At 57.2% G+C, this 19434-nt stretch carries 20 protein-coding genes, 1 tRNA gene and 1 pseudogene; 1 reads left to right on the forward strand and 21 read right to left on the reverse strand.

What is annotated here, in order from left to right:
• Positions 1-8 precede the first annotated feature (8 nt).
• The 8 genes and pseudogenes from flgC to rny all read right to left on the reverse strand — a co-directional run bounded on the left by flgC (position 9) and on the right by rny (position 7578).
• Positions 9-464 carry a flagellar basal body rod protein FlgC gene (flgC, locus tag HMPREF9162_RS06820; protein WP_009438681.1) on the reverse strand — a complete coding sequence of 152 codons (456 nt, stop codon included), beginning with the start codon at positions 462-464 and terminating at the stop codon, positions 9-11.
• A gap of 18 nt (positions 465-482) precedes the next feature.
• A complete protein-coding gene (gene flgB, locus HMPREF9162_RS06825; RefSeq protein WP_009349221.1) occupies positions 483-905 on the reverse strand; it encodes a flagellar basal body rod protein FlgB in 423 nt (140 codons plus the stop codon).
• Positions 906-1037: 132 nt separating this feature from the next.
• Positions 1038-1886, reverse strand: coding sequence for an Asp23/Gls24 family envelope stress response protein (locus HMPREF9162_RS06830; protein ID WP_009438649.1), 849 nt, complete (start codon positions 1884-1886; stop codon positions 1038-1040).
• A 31-nt stretch (positions 1887-1917) separates the two neighbouring features.
• The gene (locus HMPREF9162_RS06835) at positions 1918-2751 is read right to left on the reverse strand and encodes a PHP domain-containing protein (RefSeq protein ID WP_009438731.1); all 834 of its coding nucleotides are present in this window, start codon (positions 2749-2751) and stop codon (positions 1918-1920) included.
• 101 nt (positions 2752-2852) lie between these two features.
• A pseudogene (locus HMPREF9162_RS06840) lies at positions 2853-3544 on the reverse strand (YmdB family metallophosphoesterase); the annotation flags it as partial.
• 47 nt (positions 3545-3591) lie between these two features.
• Positions 3592-4152: a hypothetical protein gene (locus HMPREF9162_RS06845; protein WP_009438612.1), complete on the reverse strand. Its 561-nt coding sequence runs from the start codon at positions 4150-4152 to the stop codon at positions 3592-3594.
• A 32-nt stretch (positions 4153-4184) separates the two neighbouring features.
• Positions 4185-5960, reverse strand: coding sequence for a diguanylate cyclase (locus HMPREF9162_RS06850; protein WP_009438780.1), 1776 nt, complete (start codon positions 5958-5960; stop codon positions 4185-4187).
• Between the two features lie 73 nt (positions 5961-6033).
• Positions 6034-7578 (reverse strand): ribonuclease Y, encoded by a 1545-nt coding sequence (gene rny, locus HMPREF9162_RS06855; protein WP_009349227.1) that lies wholly within the window; start codon positions 7576-7578, stop codon positions 6034-6036.
• Positions 7579-7799: 221 nt separating this feature from the next.
• Between rny and HMPREF9162_RS06860 the strand changes: the two genes are divergently transcribed.
• The gene (locus HMPREF9162_RS06860; protein WP_037350338.1) at positions 7800-8876 is read left to right on the forward strand and encodes a M48 family metallopeptidase; all 1077 of its coding nucleotides are present in this window, start codon (positions 7800-7802) and stop codon (positions 8874-8876) included.
• 369 nt (positions 8877-9245) lie between these two features.
• Here the strand turns inward: HMPREF9162_RS06860 and HMPREF9162_RS06870 are convergent, their stop codons facing one another.
• From HMPREF9162_RS06870 to HMPREF9162_RS06930, 13 genes are all read right to left on the reverse strand, one after another.
• A complete protein-coding gene (locus HMPREF9162_RS06870) occupies positions 9246-9698 on the reverse strand; it encodes a hypothetical protein (protein ID WP_009438838.1) in 453 nt (150 codons plus the stop codon).
• A 10-nt stretch (positions 9699-9708) separates the two neighbouring features.
• Complete coding sequence (gene floA, locus HMPREF9162_RS06875) at positions 9709-10707, reverse strand: flotillin-like protein FloA (RefSeq protein WP_009438743.1); 999 nt, start codon at positions 10705-10707, stop codon at positions 9709-9711.
• A 38-nt stretch (positions 10708-10745) separates the two neighbouring features.
• A complete protein-coding gene (locus tag HMPREF9162_RS06880) occupies positions 10746-11378 on the reverse strand; it encodes an NfeD family protein (protein ID WP_009349232.1) in 633 nt (210 codons plus the stop codon).
• A gap of 84 nt (positions 11379-11462) precedes the next feature.
• A tRNA-Pro gene (locus HMPREF9162_RS06885) sits at positions 11463-11539 on the reverse strand.
• Between the two features lie 35 nt (positions 11540-11574).
• Positions 11575-12294 carry a hypothetical protein gene (locus HMPREF9162_RS06890; RefSeq protein ID WP_009438828.1) on the reverse strand — a complete coding sequence of 240 codons (720 nt, stop codon included), beginning with the start codon at positions 12292-12294 and terminating at the stop codon, positions 11575-11577.
• Between the two features lie 219 nt (positions 12295-12513).
• Positions 12514-12849, reverse strand: coding sequence for a hypothetical protein (locus HMPREF9162_RS12955; RefSeq protein ID WP_009438933.1), 336 nt, complete (start codon positions 12847-12849; stop codon positions 12514-12516).
• Positions 12850-12866: 17 nt separating this feature from the next.
• Entirely contained in the window at positions 12867-14483 is a 1617-nt protein-coding gene (locus HMPREF9162_RS06900) for a FapA family protein (RefSeq protein WP_009438641.1), read from the reverse strand.
• 56 nt (positions 14484-14539) lie between these two features.
• Positions 14540-15280 (reverse strand): FliA/WhiG family RNA polymerase sigma factor, encoded by a 741-nt coding sequence (locus tag HMPREF9162_RS06905; protein ID WP_009349237.1) that lies wholly within the window; start codon positions 15278-15280, stop codon positions 14540-14542.
• Between the two features lie 36 nt (positions 15281-15316).
• Positions 15317-15718 (reverse strand): hypothetical protein, encoded by a 402-nt coding sequence (locus HMPREF9162_RS06910; protein WP_009438693.1) that lies wholly within the window; start codon positions 15716-15718, stop codon positions 15317-15319.
• Positions 15719-15734: 16 nt separating this feature from the next.
• Positions 15735-16220 (reverse strand): chemotaxis protein CheD, encoded by a 486-nt coding sequence (locus HMPREF9162_RS06915; protein ID WP_009438922.1) that lies wholly within the window; start codon positions 16218-16220, stop codon positions 15735-15737.
• Position 16221: 1 nt separating this feature from the next.
• Entirely contained in the window at positions 16222-16845 is a 624-nt protein-coding gene (locus HMPREF9162_RS06920) for a chemotaxis protein CheC (protein WP_009438627.1), read from the reverse strand.
• 36 nt (positions 16846-16881) lie between these two features.
• Complete coding sequence (locus tag HMPREF9162_RS06925) at positions 16882-17355, reverse strand: chemotaxis protein CheW (protein WP_009349241.1); 474 nt, start codon at positions 17353-17355, stop codon at positions 16882-16884.
• 18 nt (positions 17356-17373) lie between these two features.
• The gene (locus HMPREF9162_RS06930; protein ID WP_009438843.1) at positions 17374-19425 is read right to left on the reverse strand and encodes a chemotaxis protein CheA; all 2052 of its coding nucleotides are present in this window, start codon (positions 19423-19425) and stop codon (positions 17374-17376) included.
• Between the last annotated feature and the right edge of the window lie 9 nt (positions 19426-19434).

The following is a 19434-nucleotide window of genomic DNA, read 5'->3' on the forward strand; positions in this document are numbered from 1 at the left end:
CGCTGAAATTAGCTGCCGCTGCCGATGCGCAGTGCTGCATTTACCATGGATTTCGCGGCATTGATGGTCGTTGCGTTTGCCTCGTAGCCGCGCGATGCCGAGATCATATCTACCATCTCGGAGACGATATTGACGTTCGGGCGTTCAACATAGCCCTCCGCGTTCGCATCCGGATGTCCCGGTTCGTAGACGAGCACGCCCGGCGACCGATCTGTCTCGATTGAGAGCGCACGAACGCCGTCCCCCGGGCGCATCCGCTCGGATGCACGTGCAAGGAACGACTCAAAACCGATTCCATTGCCCTTTTCACGCGGCTGAAAGACCACATAGCGGCGATGATAAGCGCCGCCGCCTTGTGCGCGTGTCGTATTCGCATTCGCAATATTATTCGAGATAACGTCCATGCGCAGACGTTCTGCCGTAAGTCCGGATGCCGCTGCATCAATTCCCAAAAACATGCCCATACCGTTCCCTCCCTATATTCAGCTGCCCTGATTGCTGTTGATAATACTCTTTATCTTACTCACATAACCGCCCATACGGTTTGCTAAGGCGCTGTAATAGAGCTGGTTTTTCGCGACCTCCGCCATCTCGATGTCAATGTCCACATTGTTCCCGTCAAGACGCATGTTCGTCGTACTGTCCTGCTCGATCACGCCGTGCGCCTTCCCGCGGAAGGCCAGCGGAAAATGCCGGTCATGCGTGCGCACAACCTTCATCAGCGGATCTTCGGCAAGCCCCAGCTCTTTTTGCAGAAGATCTTCAAACCGGACATGGCTTCGCCTAAAGTTCGGTGTATTCACGTTGGCAATATTGTTGCTGAGCACCTCATGCCGCAGGGATGCCGCGGCCAGTGCGCGGCTGCCGATGTCGAGCGTTGAGGAACTAACGAGCTGTTCCAGCATGAAACGTCACATTCCTTTCCCCATTTCCTTGCATCAAAAAAACTGCATAGGAAAACATATTTATTATTTCTACATCCCCGAAAAAAATCCTTTTCATTCTAGCACTTTTCCCCCAAAAAGTGAAGAAGGCTTTTATGCGGGTGCCGCCGCCGGAGCAACATGCAGACTTTTAACCAGAATATTGACCTCATGCACGACCATCCCAGTCATGCGTTCGATCTCATAGCACAGCTCGCTTCGAAGCGTTTCCATAGTGTTTGTAATCTCATGCCCGTAGGAGAATACGAGCTCGGTTGAAACCGTAATCCCAAGATCGTCGTCCCCATTGACCACATGCTGTACATGGGTACTCCCGACGCCATATACTTCGTCAATTTTTTCTGCGACGATGTGCACAATATTTTTGATCACGGAGTCGTCGATGACGAGTTTTCCGTAATAACTGAATACGGGTCGTACGATCGAACGCTCCCCGAGGCGGCGCCGCTTCGATGAGGAGGTCTTGAAAAAAGATTTAATTGGATCAATGAGATAGCCGGAAAAATGAGGTTTTAGTTCAATGCTCGGCACGGGAATAATGTGCTCGCCTTTCTTGAGGCGATGGTACTGCGCGATTTCCATATCTTTTTTCGAGGCGATATCCTCAATGCGGATGATCTTGCTGATCGTACCGATGCGCAGCGTCTTGGCAATCTTCTGCACCATGTTCTCGGAGGTGCCGAGCACGAGAATGCGGCGCGGCGCGGCGGCGGCGATGGCATCGCGCACCATTGAAGCGTGTCCCGCCAAAACGAAAATCGCACGCCGAACCGCCATGATGCGGTTCTTCTCCTTCTTCGCGGAAATGCCGCCGATAACCTTACCGTCTTTGATGAGAATTCCGTCGTCGATGATGGCGTCCGCGCCGTTCTTTTGGGCGACCCACAGCGCGCGGTGGCTTTTTCCCGTGCCGCTGGGGCCGACAAGGGCGATCACGTCCATGCGTGTCCCTCCTCTTTATGATTCCAAGCCGTTATGCGCCGTGCGGCGGCCGGTAGAAATTTTCCGCGTAGACATCCTCGATGGTAAACTGACCGAGTTCGCCCGGCTCGCGCCCTGTAAAGCCGCGGTAGTCCGAACCGCCCGAAACGAAAAGCCCGTGCCGCTGCGCGATTTCAAGATAGTGCTGCGTGTCCTGCATGTCGTAGCTTGGATAAAAGACCTCGATGCCGCCGATGCCGCGCTCAATGAGATCCGTGACCACCGCTTCGTCACCGATGGATTTCGGATTGGCGAGCACAGGCACACCGCCCGCCCCCTTGATGATGTCGATGAGTTCGTCGGGCGCGAGGCGAAAATGCGGCACATAGGCAGGTCTGCCTCGCATAAGGAGCTGCTCGAAACAGGGACGTATGGCGTCGAAATAGCCTTTTTTGACGAGTACGCGCGCCACATGAGAGCGGCCGATAGCCTTGCACATTCCCTCGTCGGTCAGCACCTCTGTCTCACCGATCTCGTAACCAAGCCCTTTGAGTTTATCCACAATTTCAGTAAACCGTGTCCACCGTGCTTCGCTGAGTTCTTCGAGTTTTTCTTGGAGTCCTGCGTTATAGATATCGATCCCATAGCCGAGAATGTGCACCGTCCGATCCGGATAATCGGCACTGAATCCGACGCCCGGAATGATGCGCAGCTGACTTCCTGCGGGGCAGCGGCCGCTCTCATAGAGCTCGGTCACGCCTTCCACACTGTCGTGGTCGGTAATCGATATATAGCGAAGTCCCGCAGCCTTTGCCGCTTCTACGATCTCCTCCGGGGTATCCCTCCCATCGGAAAAGGTCGTATGGATATGCAAATCGCTTGCCATGTAAAATCTCCCTAAGTTTGAGGCTGTTCGTCCCGAATTAATACACGTTCAATGGTCGTGCGGCGCCTTTGCACGTCGTCGATATCCACGATGACGGCAGCATACTCCGCCGCCCCCTCCGCCATCTCGAAGCGTACAGGCATCCCCGACAGAAACTTCCTCAAAACGAGATCAGTGCGCACGCCGAGAATGGAATCCTGCACCCCGACCATACCGAGATCCGTGATGTACGCCGTACCGTGCGGCAAAATCCGCTCGTCCGCCGTCTGTACGTGTGTATGCGTGCCGACGACAACATCCGCACGCCCGTCAAGATAATAGCCCATCGCGAGCTTTTCGGAGGTCGTTTCCGCATGAAAGTCAAGGACGAAAATATCTGCGCGGTCGCCGATCTCTGCGATCAGCTCCTCCGCCTTTTGAAACGGGCAGTCCATCGGCGGCATAAAGGAGCGTCCCGATAGATTCATGACCGCAATGTTCCGCGCCTTGAACGGAAAAATGCAGTACCCCTGCCCCGGTGTCCCCTCCGGATAGTTGGCGGGACGCACGAGAAACGGCTCGTCGTCGATGAAGTCGAAGACTTCTTTTTATCCCACACATGGTTGCCGGAGGTCACAATATCCGCACCGCCCGCATAGAGCTCATCCAACGCCTTGCGCGTGAAGCCCTTGCCCCCGGCGCAGTTCTCTCCGTTGACAATCACGACGTCTATTTTTCGCTCCGTGCGGAGCCGCGGCGTATGCGTGCGGAAGGCGCGGCGCCCCGCACGTCCGACGACATCTCCGACCAACATGATGCGCACGCGATTTCTCCTTTACAGCAGCACGATAAATAATCTGCTCACGAACGATTGTAAACAACGACCTGATCATGCTCGCGAATACCGACCAGACGGTCATGCAGCGGAATATCCCGCACGGCAACGAGCATCCGCTCGAGGGTCTCGTGCTGGAGGCTGCTGAACTCAGTGTCAAGCACATCCATATTGTGCGGATCGACGAGGAGCTGATCCCCAAACTTGTCCGTCATAAGGCGCACAATGAGACTTAGCTCACGTTCAGTCAGTTCCGTCATGGGGCGCAGGAGATGCAGCATCGTGAGTGCATCGTAGCGCTCATATGCCGTCTGCGACTCGCACAGAATCCCGTCCTCCAGTGCGTGATAAGTCTCGATGCTCTCGATCAAAAATACCGAAAACGTATCCATTTCCGCGTCGGACACTGCCGCGCGAATGGTAAAATCAAGGGTCAGCCCGCCGCCGGCGGGATCATATGAAACGGAAGCGATCTCCGGGAAACAAACGAGCATGGAGGCAAGCAACTGCACGCCGGGGCGTGCCTGTTCGCGCGTCTGTCTGCCGTTTTTTCGCGGAGCGAAATGCCTGCGCAAAAAATCAAACATGGTATGCTCTCCCCATCACACTAATTTCTTTTCTATTCACCCTGCCGTACTTTCCCCAGGCCAAGACAGTAGACCGCGTTGCGCCCCTCTTTCTTTGCCCTGTAGAGCGCTTCGTCCGCATTCTTAAAGAGCTGCAGCTCGTTGTCACGCTCCGGATCAAAATGGGCGACGCCGATACTGACCGTCACATTGCCGTCAAACGCCATCTTTGCCGCCTCGACGCGCCGGCGGATTCGTTCGCCCACGCGCCCCGCAAGCTCGAGCGTGGCGCCCTGCAGGATGACAAAGAACTCATCTCCGCCCCAACGGCAGCCCGCATCCGAGCCGCGGATGGTGCCCGAAATGGCGTCTGCAACCGTCAGCAGCACTTTGTCCCCAACATCATGCCCATAGGTATCGTTGACGCCCTTAAAGTGATCAATATCCATCAGCATGACGGTCAGCAGCGTCCGATTCTCCTGTGCGTCGCGCACCGCCTCTTGGAGCAGCCGCTCCATCTCACGGCGGTTGAGCAGGTTCGTCAGCGCATCGCGGCTTGCCAGCTGGCTCAGCCGACGGTTGGCACTGTTCAGTTCCTCCTCCGTAACGCGGACAAAATGCGACATGAAGGCAATCATCTTGCGGTTGTAGGAGAGCTGCGCCACGCGTTTGGGATGCAGCTCTACATCGCAGACGCCCTCGGCGTTCTCCTTCATGCCGACCAACATGACATTCAGCTGCGCGGCGACAATTTTTCTCCCCGCGCGGCGCACCTCGCCAAACATGAAGGATGCTGCGGCGGGAAACGCCGCACATGCGCCAAGCTCGCTCGTCACGTCATCACCGAGCAGAAGATAATGCCCGACACACGCCGCCCCCATAACTACCTGCGGCGAAAAATCCGCCATGTGATGCGCGTTCTTCGCCGCCGTCGAGAGAATTGCATAGGGATCGCCATATGCAAGGCGCAGCTTCGTCCCCTTTGCAATGGGAACGCCAAAGGTCAGCTCTCCGCTGCCCTCCTCGATTTTAATCGGGACACGCGCGGAAATCGACCCATCCTCCTCCTCAAAGCAGAGGGGAAAGAGCGCCGCATCCGCACCGAAATTATCGTCACCCTTAATACCGAAATATCGTTCGTAAATTTTGAGCGGCATATCGCCGTCGAGCTCTTTAATCGTGCAGCCGTCCACGTGGGTCGCCACGATCTCACGCCCGAGCATGTTCCAGCCAAAATTGCGCGTCACACACGCCGCAAGAGTCTCCCCTCCAAAGACGACGGCGAGCGTTCCCTGAGTCATTTCCTCATCATCCGCAAGGATATAGCCGCGTGCCTGCATCGGCGCGGCATCGACAAACGCCCCGAACACCTCGATACGCTCGTCAATATCCGAAAACGACGCAAGAATATCGTCAATCCGATCTATCATACCGACGACAAAAAAACCTGCCAGTTTCGTATGGGGACGCTCTGCCACAAAATCTACAAAGTGCCTCTTCGTCTCTTCGTCCGCAGTCTCTGAGCGGATCATGAGGAAATCCGCCTGTGAGGACTCGAACGTGAGGAACACGAGCATAATTCCGTCGTTATCAAGGTGCATCTCCGCCATTTTAAGTGCGGACGTATGAACGAGAATCCGCGCCGCAGGAAAGAGTTCCCTCATGCTGTCCCTCAGGGCGCGGGCATCCTCAATCGGCACTGAACACGGCAGCACCGCCGTGATGAGGAGTGTTTCTATATGAGGGAGCCGGTCAAGTTTTTCCTTTGCCTTCTCCGCCGTCCGGCGGACATCCTCCGCCCTTGCGGCAATATATGATAGTTGCTGCATAATGTCCCTTTTTCAAACAAGAGGTGCATGCCTCCCCCACACGCCCCCCTCGGGCGCCATAACGCTAGTCCCGTTATTTTGCGTAGTCAACGACACGGGTCTCACGGATCACCGTGGCCTTGATCTGTCCCGGATATTCGAGATCCCCCTCGATCTTCTTTACGATATTATGAACAAGCACCGCGGCGCCCGCATCGTCCACCTTGTCCGGCTGAACCATGACGCGAATCTCACGCCCCGCCTGAATGGCAAAGCAGCGCTCCACGCCATCAAACGACTCGGCGATCTCCTCGAGTGCCTTGAGCCGTTTGATATAGGACTCAAGACTCTCGCGACGCGCGCCCGGCCGTGCCGCAGAGACGGCATCCGCCGCTGCAACAAGAACAGCCTCGACGGTCGTCGCCTCGACATCGCCGTGATGCGATGCGATGATGTTGATGACTTCCTTCGACTCACGGTACTTGCGTGCGAGATCGGCGCCGACCGTTACATGGGGTCCCTCTACCTCATGGCTGACCGCCTTGCCGATGTCGTGCAGCAGGCCGCCGCGTTTCGCGAGCATAACGTCGCATTCGAGTTCCGCCGCCATGAGTCCCGCCAGATGGGCAACCTCAATGGAGTGGGCAAGGACGTTCTGTCCGTAGCTTGTACGGTAGCGCATACGTCCGAGCAGACGCACGAGCTCCGGATGAATGCCATGGACGCCCGTTTCGAACGTCGCCTGTTCGCCCGCATCCTTGATGCGCTGATCGACTTCGCGCCGCGCCTTCTCAATCATCTCTTCGATGCGGGCGGGATGGATCCGCCCGTCCTGAATGAGTTTTTCGAGCGCGATGCGCGCAATCTCGCGGCGCACGGGGTCGAATCCGGAGAGGATCACCGCTTCAGGCGTATCATCGATGATGAGATCAATGCCTGTAAGCGTCTCAATCGTGCGAATATTTCGTCCCTCACGTCCGATGATGCGCCCCTTCATCTCATCGTTCGGGAGCGCAACGACGGATACTGTCGTCTCTGCGACATGATCCGCCGCACAGCGCTGAATGGCAACGCTTAGAATCTCGCGCGCTGCCTTATCGGCCTCCTCCTTCGTCTCGCGGATGTACTCCTTGATCTTGCGCGCCTTCTCATGCTTTAGCTCTTCTTCCGCCTCCGCCATGAGCACGGTACGTGCATCCTCGGATGTCAGCCCCGAGATGCGCTCGAGTTCCGCACGCTGATTTTCATAAAGTGCGTCAACTTCCGCCTGCGCCTTTTCAATGCGTGCCTCCTTGCGGGAAAGCCCTTCCTCTTTCTTCTCGATCGATTCGAGCTTGCGGTCGAGATTCTCTTCCTTTTGTATCGCACGGCGCTCGAGACGCTGGAGCTCGCTCCGGCGTTCCTTGGCGTCGCGTTCAATGTCCTGCTGGCGGCGCTGAATCTCCTCCTTCGCCTCTAACAGGGCTTCCTTCTGCTTTGTCTCGGCGCGCTTTTCCGCGTCCTCAACAATGCGTTTTGCTTCGTTCTCGGCTGATCCTATTTTAGCTTCCGCCGTACGCATACGCGCATAGTATCCTGCGCCTGCACCGACGATAACAGCAATAATTACCGCTAATAGTTCAGTAACGATAACGGCCACCTCCTCGTTTTCAAAGTTCCAATTTATTGCTAGAAAATACTCCCATTCATTTTAATAGTTTTTGACAATAGTGTCAAGAATGCAATCCATGCTCTTATCGCTCCGGCCGCCCACGATATTTTAATCTTTCTCGTGAAAAAAATGACGTTTCTACTATAGACAATTGCATGGGAATTTGTTTATACTTTATTCATGTGTTCACAGGAAAAGGAGGGAATATGATGCGGAAAAATAAGTTTCTGCGCGGCGGTGTGACGCTCGCCGTCTCGCTCTCTATGGCGGCGGGCGTGACGCTCGGCACGCCTGCGGTGGCCGAGGCAGGCATCGGCAATATCATCGGCGCCGTCATAGGCGGTACGATCGCAGCGTCCGAAATGAACAAACAAATCAAGTACTACAATACGACGGAAGAGGGGCGCCAGGCACTCTTTGGAGAGCTTCAGGAGAAATACGGCGTCTATTACGGTACGGCGCGCAACGAGCAGCTGCACCGTATTTTTTCAAATCTCACCGCAGCGATCGGCGCAACGGATCCTACGATTTACGACCGCCCGTACAATTACTTCATCAACAATGACGAGAGCTTCAACGCATTCTGCACGCTCGGGCACAATATGAGCGTCAACGTTGGTCTCTACGACTATCTGACGAACGAGGACGAGATTGCCGTCGTCCTCGCACACGAGATGGGTCACGGACAGAAGGATCATCCCGCGAAAGGGATGAAGAGCTCCCTCGGTCCCGCCATCCTTGCCAGCGCAACGGGCACAGTACTCGGAGCCATCGCTGCGAACATTTGGAGCGGACAAGGACTCACAAAACCGATGGAATGGGAAGCGGACAATCTTGCTTTTGAGTATCTGTCGCACTCAAACTACAATCCGGGTGCGACCGCAGCTGTTTGGCAGCGCATGATCGATCTGCAGGGCAATAATCCCGCGAACGTGTTCAAGATCATGTCCGGTGCCGCCGATCATCCGTCAAATGTAGCGCGCCGCGACAACTATGCGAAAAAACTGACGGCGATGAGCGGCGGTCATGTTGCTGTGGATAATGGTACCGTTCAGATCAACAAAAAGGAGTTCATCGCTCCTGCCGCTGCCGGGGACATGACCTCTGCCGAGCGTGCCTACTTCGTTATGGGCAATCTTGCCGCCGCGTATAAGAACGGACATGCTCGCTCCGAAGCATATGCCAGCGGCAATACCGTCATGCTCGGCGCACAGCCCATCATGACGGCGACCGGTAATGACCGCAGTGCAGCAGAGATCGCCGCACTTTTGAATCAAATTAAGTAAATCCGGAAAACGGCATCAAAAAAGAGACGATTGCAGCGTGCAGTCGTCTCTTTTTTTGATCGTCCGGCGCAGGATTTTCGCGCCGAGCGTTGTCATTTCCTCGCCGCGCCAAGAAAGCTCCCACGATGCGTGGACATACAACAGCGTACGCGCACAACATGTGTATCGCGACGTATGACGTACGGCGAGGGGCGTATTATCGCAGCCGCGGAGCATCCCCCCCAACGGGGCGGTACGGCACGGAGGCCTTCAAGGTCGGACTATGTAAGACCGCCGCTTGCAGTCCATGGTGCGCAGCGGCAAGAAATATACCCCAAGCCGTGCTAAAACGCTAGCCCCATATAATACACAGCGAGGCGAGATAGGGTGTCACCGCCGTCGAAGTGACAGCGGTTTGCCCAGCACCTCCGCCATCACCACCGCCTGCTGCATCGCGGCAGGCGTTATCTGCGGCAGGATGCGGTGCGGGACGCGCCGCCGTGCAGACACTGCTGCTGCCTTCTCTGCGGCGGCACGGCGCTGTTCTTCTTCTCTGCGGCGGCGTCTCTGCCGCTCCTCTTCGCACCGTGCTTCCTCCCATGCCGCACGCATCTCTTCCTGCGCGCGCAGGACACCGGTATCTATTGCGGGCTGTACTTCCTGCGGCACATTGCGCATCGGCGGGATTTCAAATCGCGCCCCCTCTTCCCGGCGCTCCACCTTCGTCGTTGGCTTTGGAATGTCATGCGGGAGTGTCGGCGGGGGCACTTTTTTCTTTCCACGAATCTTATCATCAAGCAGTGATGCGATAACCGCGATCACAATGAGCAGAAGATACTCCATCTCGCTCTCCTCACTTCACAGGCGGCGTGGGATGTTTCTCATCGGTCTTGCCCGCCGTGCTGATGGCGTGACGCATATCCGTATCCGACTGGATGTTGTTGAGCTGATAGTAGTCCATGACGCCGAGCTTGCCTTCGCGCAGCGCCTGTGCCATCGCGTGCGGCACTTCTGCCTGCGCCTCGACGACCTTGGCCTCCATCTCCTGCGTATAGGCCTTCATCTCCTGCTCGCGTGCGACCGCCATCGCGCGGCGCTCCTCCGCCTTTGCCTGCGCGATGCGCTTATCCGCCTCCGCCTGATCGGTCTGGAGCTCCGCACCGATGTTCCGCCCGACGTCGACGTCCGCAATATCAATGGAAAGGATTTCAAATGCCGTGCCCGCATCAAGCCCTTTGTCCAGCACGGTCTTGGAGATGTCGTCGGGGTTCGCGAGCACGTCGTTGTGGCTCTCCGAGGAGCCGACCGTCGTAACGATGCCCTCACCGACGCGCGCGATGATAGTCGGCTCGCCCGCACCGCCGACGAGACGGTCGATGTTCGCACGCACGGTAACGCGCGCCTTGATCTTCAGCTCGATGCCGTTCGCCGCGACTGCAGAGACAATCGGCGTCTCAATGACCTTCGGATTGACGCTCATCTGCACGGCGTCAAGCACGTCGCGCCCCGCGAGATCGATCGCCGCCGCCCGTTCAAAGGGGAGAGCGATCTGTGCGCGGTGCGATGCGATGAGCGCGTCGACAACCTTGTCCACGTTGCCGCCCGCAAGGTAATGCGCCTCAAGCTGATTGACGCTGACATCAAGCCCCGCTTTGTTTGCCTTGATGAGCGGCAGCACGATGCGACTCGGCGGCACGCGGCGCAGACGCATTCCAATGAGCGACATGATGCCGACGGATACGTTTGCCGAAATGGCAGATACCCAAAGTCCAAGCGGTACAAAGTGAAGGAAGATCGACACCGCAAGAACGACGATGATAATGAGGAATGCTCCTCCGAACAGTGATCCCATAAAAACCTCCTGAGCAATACCGTCATACAATGCGTGCGCTATACAGGGCGCACGACAACGCGGCTGCCGCTGACGGACAGAACGACAACCTGCGTTCCCTTCTTGATAAACACGCCCTCGGAAACAACGTCAATGGGACGCCCATCGATGCGCACGGTTCCGGAAGGACGCAGCTCCGTGATGACCTCGCCGATCTTGCCAACGAGTTCGGTATGCTCCTCTGCACTGACAAAGCCGCGCTCAGACCGCGAGCTGTCGTGCAGCACGACCTTGTTCCAAAGTCTGCTCGAGGGCAGGCGCGAGACGATGAGCATGAAAGCGGCGATGGAGATGAGGAGCGCGATCCCAAGCGCCGCGAGTGCGCCGATGTCGCCGCCGAGTGCGAGCACGATGCTGTAAAGCATCGCCGCAACGCCGAGCCCGGCGAGCAGCCCCACCGTAGGCAGCAGGATCTCGACAATGATCATCAGGACGCCCGCAAGGAACACCGCGATATGATAGAACTCCACAAGTCCGCGGGTATAATGGCTGCCCCAAAACACGCCTGCCGCAACCAGCCCCAGAAGTACGCCGACGCCCAGTCCTCCCGTCTTGACCTCCACCATGACGGAGAGGAACATGACGGCGACGAGCAGCACCTGTACTGCACCGATATCGACAATAAAATCCATGGGATCGCCTCCTTTTTCTGCCCATGTGCTTTCTATAACAAAAAAGCTCCGCGCAGCCCCGCGCGGAGTCCCTATGCAGAAAAATGGTCGGAACGACGAGATTTGAACTCACGACCTCTTCCACCCCAAGGAAGCGCTCTACCAAACTGAGCTACGTCCCGAACGAATGATATTATAGCCGTATTTCGCCTTTTTGTCAATCCCTTGCAGTCATTTGCTTCATCAGGCGCAGCGCACCGATCTCAACGCCCGTCTCGCGTGCCACCTGCTCGATCGTACGTCCCGCGCGCAGGAGAGCTCGTGCCTTGCCGATCGCCTCGTCCTCGGGCGGCAGCGGTTCCTCTGCCGGAGCTGCTGCGCTCGGCTCTGCGGTCTGCATTGCCTGCACCCGTGCGGTAAGGACGGCATCGTCATGCGGGCGTCCGCTGCTCTCGGGCATCTGACGCAGATACGCATCCGCACGGCTGCGCGGAGAGAGCGGCACCGGCTGCATGGGCGGCGGCTGAATTGCCGGCGTATTCTGCTGCACTACGGACGATGCGGCTGTCTGTACCGTGACGGGAGGCATCGTCTCCGCCGTACCGCGCGCCTGCTCGCGCAGGATCGACTGATGAAGCACTGCAGCGAAGTCATCTCCGTCCACACGCTGCGCGGAGGCTTCTCCGACGGGCGGCAAGGGCATGGTCTGCATCGCCTGCTGCGGCACTGTCATCTGTACTGCCGTCTGCTGTACGGGTATTTGCGCCGACGTCTGCGGCACAGGCTGCGCGTTTTGTCCCAAATCACGCAGACGCCGCTCAAGCTCTTCGATACGCTGACGCAGTGCCCACTCGAGCCGCTGCGCGTCCGCAACGCGCGTCTCAAGGCGCACACGCCGATCGTCAGCCTCGCGCAGAAGCCCTTCGAGCTTTGTCACATGACTTCCCAGCCGCTTGATGATGGTATCCGCAGACTGTTGGAGTTCTTTTTTCAGCTTCTCGATCGAAACGGCAAGATCCTCCTCGTCCTCTTCGCTGCGCTGACGGCGATGGATGACGAAGCGGACGATGAGCAGGAGGACGGCGCCGAGTATGATGAGCGCGCCGAGGATTTCAGTAATGGAAATGATGACCGGACGCCTCCCTTATCCGATGTGTTAGAAACTGATGTCAAGATGCACGCCGCGGCTCGGATCAGCGGCAAGCCTCTGCAAAAGCTCGACTCCTTGATCTTCACCGCCGTCTCTGCGGCGCCGCCCGTCACCGCCGCGCCCCTGACGCCGCTCGCGCTCAGGGTCGTCCTTGACACGCGCGTCTGCGCTCGCCTCTTCCTTGGCGCGTACCTGCTTTCGGGCAAGCTCCGCGTCCTCCTTTTGCCGGATGGACTCAAAGCTCTGCTGGATGTTGACCTGATTCTGCATGTTGCTCTGGACATTCCCTGCCTCGTTGGACTGCGGGAACATCATCTGCATACTGATAGGAGTGACATTCATAGCGGCACCTGCCTCTCTTAAAGGATCGCTGTAACGATTTCTCCATCCACCATGCGCATCTTCGTATGCCGAAGTTCCTCCTCAACCTTACGCTTGACACCGTTGAGCGAGATGTTGACCCCGGGGAAAATCGTGTCCGTCGCGGAGACGCTGCCCTGCTTCATCTCGTCCAGCTCCACGCGCATAGCGGCAAGTTCCTCCTGCATCTGCTTGATCTTCCCTGCAAGCGGGAACTGCACTTTCGTCAATTGCAGCATCTGCTCTTTGCGCTTATCCGAGAGCTTCGACATATCCTGCTTCTTAAGGGTTTCAAGGGACAGCTTGATCTCGGTCAGCCGCTTCTCATCCTCTTTGCACTCTTTTTCAAGTGCGTCATAGCGATGCTGAAGATTGGGGTCAATGCCGACAAAAATATTGGTCTGCACATAGAAGTTATTGCCGAATACGCTCGCGTGTACGGATTCCCCGGCACCCACCGAGCCGCCCGTGATGATGCCGCGCTTGCCCTCGACAGTGACGTGATGTCCCGCGCGCATCTCCGAATGGAGAACCACGTCATTGACAAAGATGTCGCGCCCGGCGGAGATGTTCGCATTCTCGACAAAGGAGATGCTGACATCTTCTTCCGCCAGGATCTTTCCGATGTTCATGCCGCGGATGCCGCCGTGGACGATGACGTTGCGCCCTGTGACCTCCGCACCGCCGACCATTCCCTTGATCTCGATATCGCCCGCCGCCTTGACAACGAATCCGCTCTCCACGTCGCCGCGAATCTCAACGCTTCCGGCAAAATCAATATTTCCCGTGCCGACGTCAACGCTCGAATCGATCACAAGATGCGGGTCGATGCTGATCTTGCCGTCGTCCACGATCTGACCGTCGATCATAGCGACGAGTTCATGGTCGTTGACGATCTTTGTGTTCTTGCCCTGCGGCAGCTGCGCGGGCTTACCCGGTTTCGGCGCGATATCCTCCCCGAATACGTTCTTCCCCGGAATACCCGGCGTTTCCGGGATGCGAACGGCAACAACATCGCCGATCTGCGCCCGGATAAAGATATTCATATCCTTGTAGTCGACGCGGTCATAGGCACGCGCGGCAGGACGCCCCTTCTCCCCCATGTCGAATTTCTTTTCGATGCGTGCATCCGTCCCTGCCTCGGGTGCTGTACCGCGCGCCGCCATAAAGGGTGTCATGCGCGATACGCCGCGGCTGATTGCCTCGCGGTCGATCCCGTAAACGATTTTCTTCTCCGCCAGCGCTTCAAGGATGTCGGCCGTGCTCGGCGGAATGTTCCCCTGTTTATCGTCGAACCGGACGGCGGCGGACATCGCGTCGCGCGCGATTTCAATGGTGAAGGGAATGATCTTATTCTCCTCCCCCTCTTCCTCCTCCGGCGCAGGGTCGAGCTTCGTCTCCGTTCCGTCCGCCGCACGCACAAGGCGCGCAAGCTGAAGGACATCGTAATCCGTTACGCCTGCGGAATCAAGGTGTTGGCGGATATCCGCCAGCTCGATGATTGCACTGTCCTCCCCCTCCGGATAGACGGTCAGATAGTTTCCATCCGCTTTCAGCGCAAGCAAAAAGCCCTCGCGCTTGCTCCCAACGGTTTTGTCCACAGGACCACGCTCCATCCTTCAAAATTGCGCTGCTGTTTCAACGATTCAACGCAATATTCCCTACAACATCCCTATTCTTCGTCATTCATCCGTGCAAGCGAGCCCCGCATTCGGAAGATTGCTTTTGTATGGAGCTGCGATATGCGCGCCTCGGAAAGGTGCAGTATCGCGGCGATTTCCTTCAGTGTCATCTCGTCGTAATAGTAAAGTGCAACGACGGTACGTTCTTTTTCCGGGAGATTTTCAATAGCGGCGGCAAGGGTTTCCTTGACCTCCGTCCACTCCGCATGTTCAACCGGTCCGTCCTCAAGAGAGACCGGGCTGTCCGTACGAAGATATTCCTCCAGCGGGATCACGGTTGCGGCGCTGACTTGACTCTCCAAATGCCGCAGCCCCTCGCGCGTAAGCCCGAGTTCTGCTGCAAGCTCCTCGTCCGTTGCAGTGCGGCCTAGTTTCCCTTCGAGACTTGCCACAGCCTTTTCATATTTCTTGATGTTTTGGCGTACGCTGACGGGAATCCAGTCTTTCGATCGCAGGTGATCGAGCATCGCGCCCCGCACACGCACACCCGCATAGGTTTCGAATTTATTGCCGCGTGTCAGTTCATAGCGCTCAATGGCGTCAAGAAGTCCAAAAAAACCGCTGCTGAGAAGATCCTCTCGATCCACATGCTGCGGCAGACTGATGGCAATCCGCCCGGCAACAAGACGAACGAGCGGCAAATAATATTCTGCAATGCGGTTGCGCACCTCCACGGTCTTTTCCGTGCCGTACGCCTGCCACAGTGCCTCGATGTCCTCCGTCTGCGCCATCTGATCGCCCCCTCACGCCATGCTTCCGGTTCCCATTTATGCCGGTGCCGGCATCGGTGCCCCTTCCTCCGCTGCGGCTTCTTCCGGTGTCTTCATGTGAACGAGCTCTTCTTCCACGAGCGGCTTAAACGCCATAGGCTCTGCAAAGTCCTGCGGAGCCCCGTCCGCCGCGCCCACGGAGTCAAAATCGATGTCGTCCGCATTGTAGAGTACGCTCTGCATGTCCGACATGCGCTGCTCTGCGGTCTTATCAAACGCAGCCCAGCCCTTTGCCTCAAGGATAAATACTGTAAGATAAGTAAATGCGCCGGCACAGATAAAGCCCACAAGACTCCGCAGACACGCGGTCGAGAGCCGTACGCCGCCGATCAGTCCGGTCAGGAATATCACGAGCGCCGCAATCACGGCAAAGACAAGCGCCATACCGAGTTTGAACATAGATCTTCACCTGCCCCTATATCGTTTTATCTCCCTTGCTGACGGTCTTTACCGTATAGGTGCCGTCGTTTAAGTCAATCGAGACCGTGCGTCCGTAATTGAGTCCGGTATCCTCCGCAATGAGGCGGATCCCATGCTGTGCCAAGAGCTCCTTTGCCGCCTGTGCATTGCGCTCTCCGACGCGCATAACGCTTGTCGTATTCGAGAACGCAAACATCTGCGCGCCGCCCGCAATCTTTGCCACAAGGCGTGATTTAACTGCGCCAAGTTTCAAAACATCGGCCAGCATCAGGGGAAATCCCGTGTCGATAAATTTTGCCGGCGTGTCGGACACACGCGCCTGCTTGCTGTCCGGCAGCATGTAGTGGAGCAGTCCGCCGACTTTTGCCTTCGGATCATACAGGGAAAGTCCGATGCACGAGCCCAATCCATAGCTGATGAGGGTGGATGGAGCCGCGCCGACTTTGTAGTCGGCCATACCGACTTTTATCAAATCCGGCATATCATCCAACTCCTACCGCATTCATTATGCTGCCGAGAGATCCGGGATCCGGCACAAGGAAGAAATGTCCGCTGATGGTGCGGTCCTCAGCCTGAAAATTTGTCTCGATGAGGAGGGCATGATCCCCCATCTCGCCGAGCTGAACAAGCACCACATTGAGAATTGCTCCCGCCATATCGACGGCCAGCGCCGGAACGGACGGCAGCATACTCATGCCCGTGAACGTATAGAACGCGTTCAAATAGGAACCGGCAAGGATGTTGCCGATCTCCATAAGCGCGGATTCATCCATCGCGTCGAGTTCAGGTGTCTCGCCGCGCTCCCGGCCGAGCAGCGTATCCGCAAGTGCAAATGCGCTTTCCCGCGGAATGAGGAAGAGAATGTTGCTCGGCGCCTTTCCGTAAACGCGCAGAAAAATACCGACGACAACCAGTTCCGGGCCGCCGACAAATTCCGGTACGTCTTCGATTTTAACGAGAGCCACATGGGGCACATTCATTTCAATGCGGTGCTGTATGAGACGGGAAAGTGCCGTCGCGGAGTTGCCCGCGCCGACGTTTCCGATCTCCTGCAGCACATCCAACTGGAGTTCCGACAGTTGGGTCAGATCATCGTCTACTGACATTATTAGCCCTACCTCTTCCCGTAGAGAAAAGACGCGTTATTTCACTTCTTTCGGAAGCCCGACGATCTCCTCAAGATTGAGGAGCACGATGAGTCTCCCGTTGATGTTGCCGATGCCGCTGAGGAACCGGCTGCTCTCACGTGCATTCGTCGCCTTCTTCGTATCGACGGGCTCGTTCTCAAGGCTGAGCACTTCCGTCACAGCATCGACGAGCATACCGACATGCACATCGTCAACGGAGACGGTGACAATACGGGTGCGGTCTGTGTACGGCGTCTCCGCGAGCCCCAAGCGCTGCTTGAGGTCAATGACCGGGAGCACCGAGCCGCGCAGATTGATGACCCCCTTGATAAAATCTGCCGCAAACGGTACGCGCGTGATATCCGTGAGGTTGCGGATCTCCTGCACGTTCAGAATGCTGACGCCGTATTCTTCATCGCGGAGGTTGAACGCCACATACTGGTTGTTCTGCGGCATCCCCGTCTCCGTCTGATTCATTTCTTCTGCCATTTCTTTGCCCTCCCCTGCTTACTGCTGTATCATCGTTGCGACATCGAGAATCAGCGCGACCTTGCCGTCGCCGAGCACCGTAGCGCCGCCGAAAAGCTTGAGGCCTGCAAAGAGGTTCCCGAGCGTCTTGATAACGATTTCCTGCTGTCCGATGAGATTGTCCACAACGATGCCCGCCTTTGCTTCGCCCGCGTGTACGACGACGACGAAGAGTTCGTCGGAGTCCTTTGTATGCGGTACCTGCAAAGCCTCCTCCATGCGGATGATCGGGATAATCTCGCCGCGCAGGACAATGACCTCCTTGTTCTGGACGGTCTGAATATCCGACGGTTCAATGTTGATGGTACTGTCAATGGAGCCGAGCGGGATGGCGTACATCTCGTCCTGCACCTGCACGAGCATCGCCTGAATGATGGCGAGTGTCAGCGGCAGTTTGATCTTAAAGACCGAACCCTCGTCGATATGCGTCTCAACATCGACATGACCCGAGAGCGCTTCGATCTTGCTGCGCACGACGTCCATACCGACGCCGCGCCCCGAAATATCGGTGATTTGCTCCGCCGTGGAAAAGCCGGGCAGGAAGATGAGACGAACGGCATCCGCATCGTCGAGACGATCCGCCTCGTCCTGCGAGATCATGCCCTTTTCCACCGCCTTGCGGCGGATGACGTCGGCGTTGATGCCTGCGCCGTCGTCCGTGATCATGATGACGACGTTGTTGCCCTCATGACGCGCAATAAGCCCCACCTCACCGACGCGCGGCTTCCCTTTTGCCTCGCGCTTATCGGGACTCTCGACACCGTGGTCGAGTGAGTTGCGGAGAAGATGCATAATCGGATCGCCGATCTCGTCGATAACGGTACGGTCAAGTTCCGTCTCCTCACCCTCAATAGTGAGGTTGATCTCTTTGCCGAGTTCCTTCGATACGTCGCGCACCATGCGCGGGAAGCGGTTGAACACGGCGCTGACAGGAACCATGCGCACCTTCATAACGATGTTCTGCAGGTCGCCCGTCACGCGATCCATCTGCTCGAGCGTCTCCATGAGATCGCTCATGCGGTGCGTCTGGCCAATCTGCTCGAGACGCACCTTATTGATCACCAGCTCGCCCATGAGGTTCATCAGCGTATCGAGCTTTTCGATATCGACGCGGACGCTCTGGCTCTGGTGCTGTTTTTTCGCAGGTGCTGCCGCGGGTTTGGCGGCTGCCGGCGCGGCCTTCTTTGCCGGCTCCGCAGCTGCGGGTGCGGCAGCTGCTGCGGGTGTGGCCGCGGGCGCCGCTTCCGCCGCCTTGCCGAACTGGTCGGGATCCAGCTCCTCGACGGCAATGTCCTCGATCTCCGAAACCGTATCGACGGCGTTCTGCACTGCCTCCGCGTCGTTCGCCGTGGTGACGACAACGTCAAAACTGCGCTCAAACTTTTCCTGCTCGAGGTCTTCCGCCGCAGGGATGCTCTTAATGACATCGCCGACCTCGTCGAGGGCATGCATGACCATGACGGATCGTGCAGCCTTGAGGACACAGGTCTCCATCAGCGTCACCTTGACGTGGTAGATATGCAGCCCGGCTTCTTTCGCCTTTTTCATGACGTCGAGATCAATCTCATCGATATCGAGCTCGCTGCCTGCCGCAGCTGCTTCGGCAGGCGCAGGTGCTGCGGCGGCGGGAGCTGCCGCAGCGGGCGGCGGCGTCCCTTTGGAGATGGAGCTGAGTTTAGCGACGAGATCCGTTACGTCGACGACATCCTCCGCCTCGCCGTTGCCGACGCTGTCCACCATCTGCTCGAGTGAATCCAGACATTTGAACAGTGTGTCCATAATATCCTCGTTCAGCTTGAGCTGTTCTTTGCGGACAAGGTCAAGAACGTCCTCCATCTCATGCGTGAGCTCGGCAATCTTGGCAAATCCCATCGTCGCCGACATACCCTTGAGCGTATGCGCGTTGCGGAAGATGTCGTTGACGGCGCCGATCTCCTCCATGTTCTCTTCAAGGCGCAGCAAGCCTTCGTTGAGGGACTGCAGATGCTCGTGCGACTCGTCCAGGAACATGTCCATATACTGGTTATCCATTGATATTCC

Source organism: Selenomonas sp. oral taxon 137 str. F0430 (assembly GCF_000183625.1).
In the GTDB taxonomy this organism is placed as follows: Bacteria; Bacillota; Negativicutes; order Selenomonadales; family Selenomonadaceae; genus Centipeda; species Centipeda artemidis.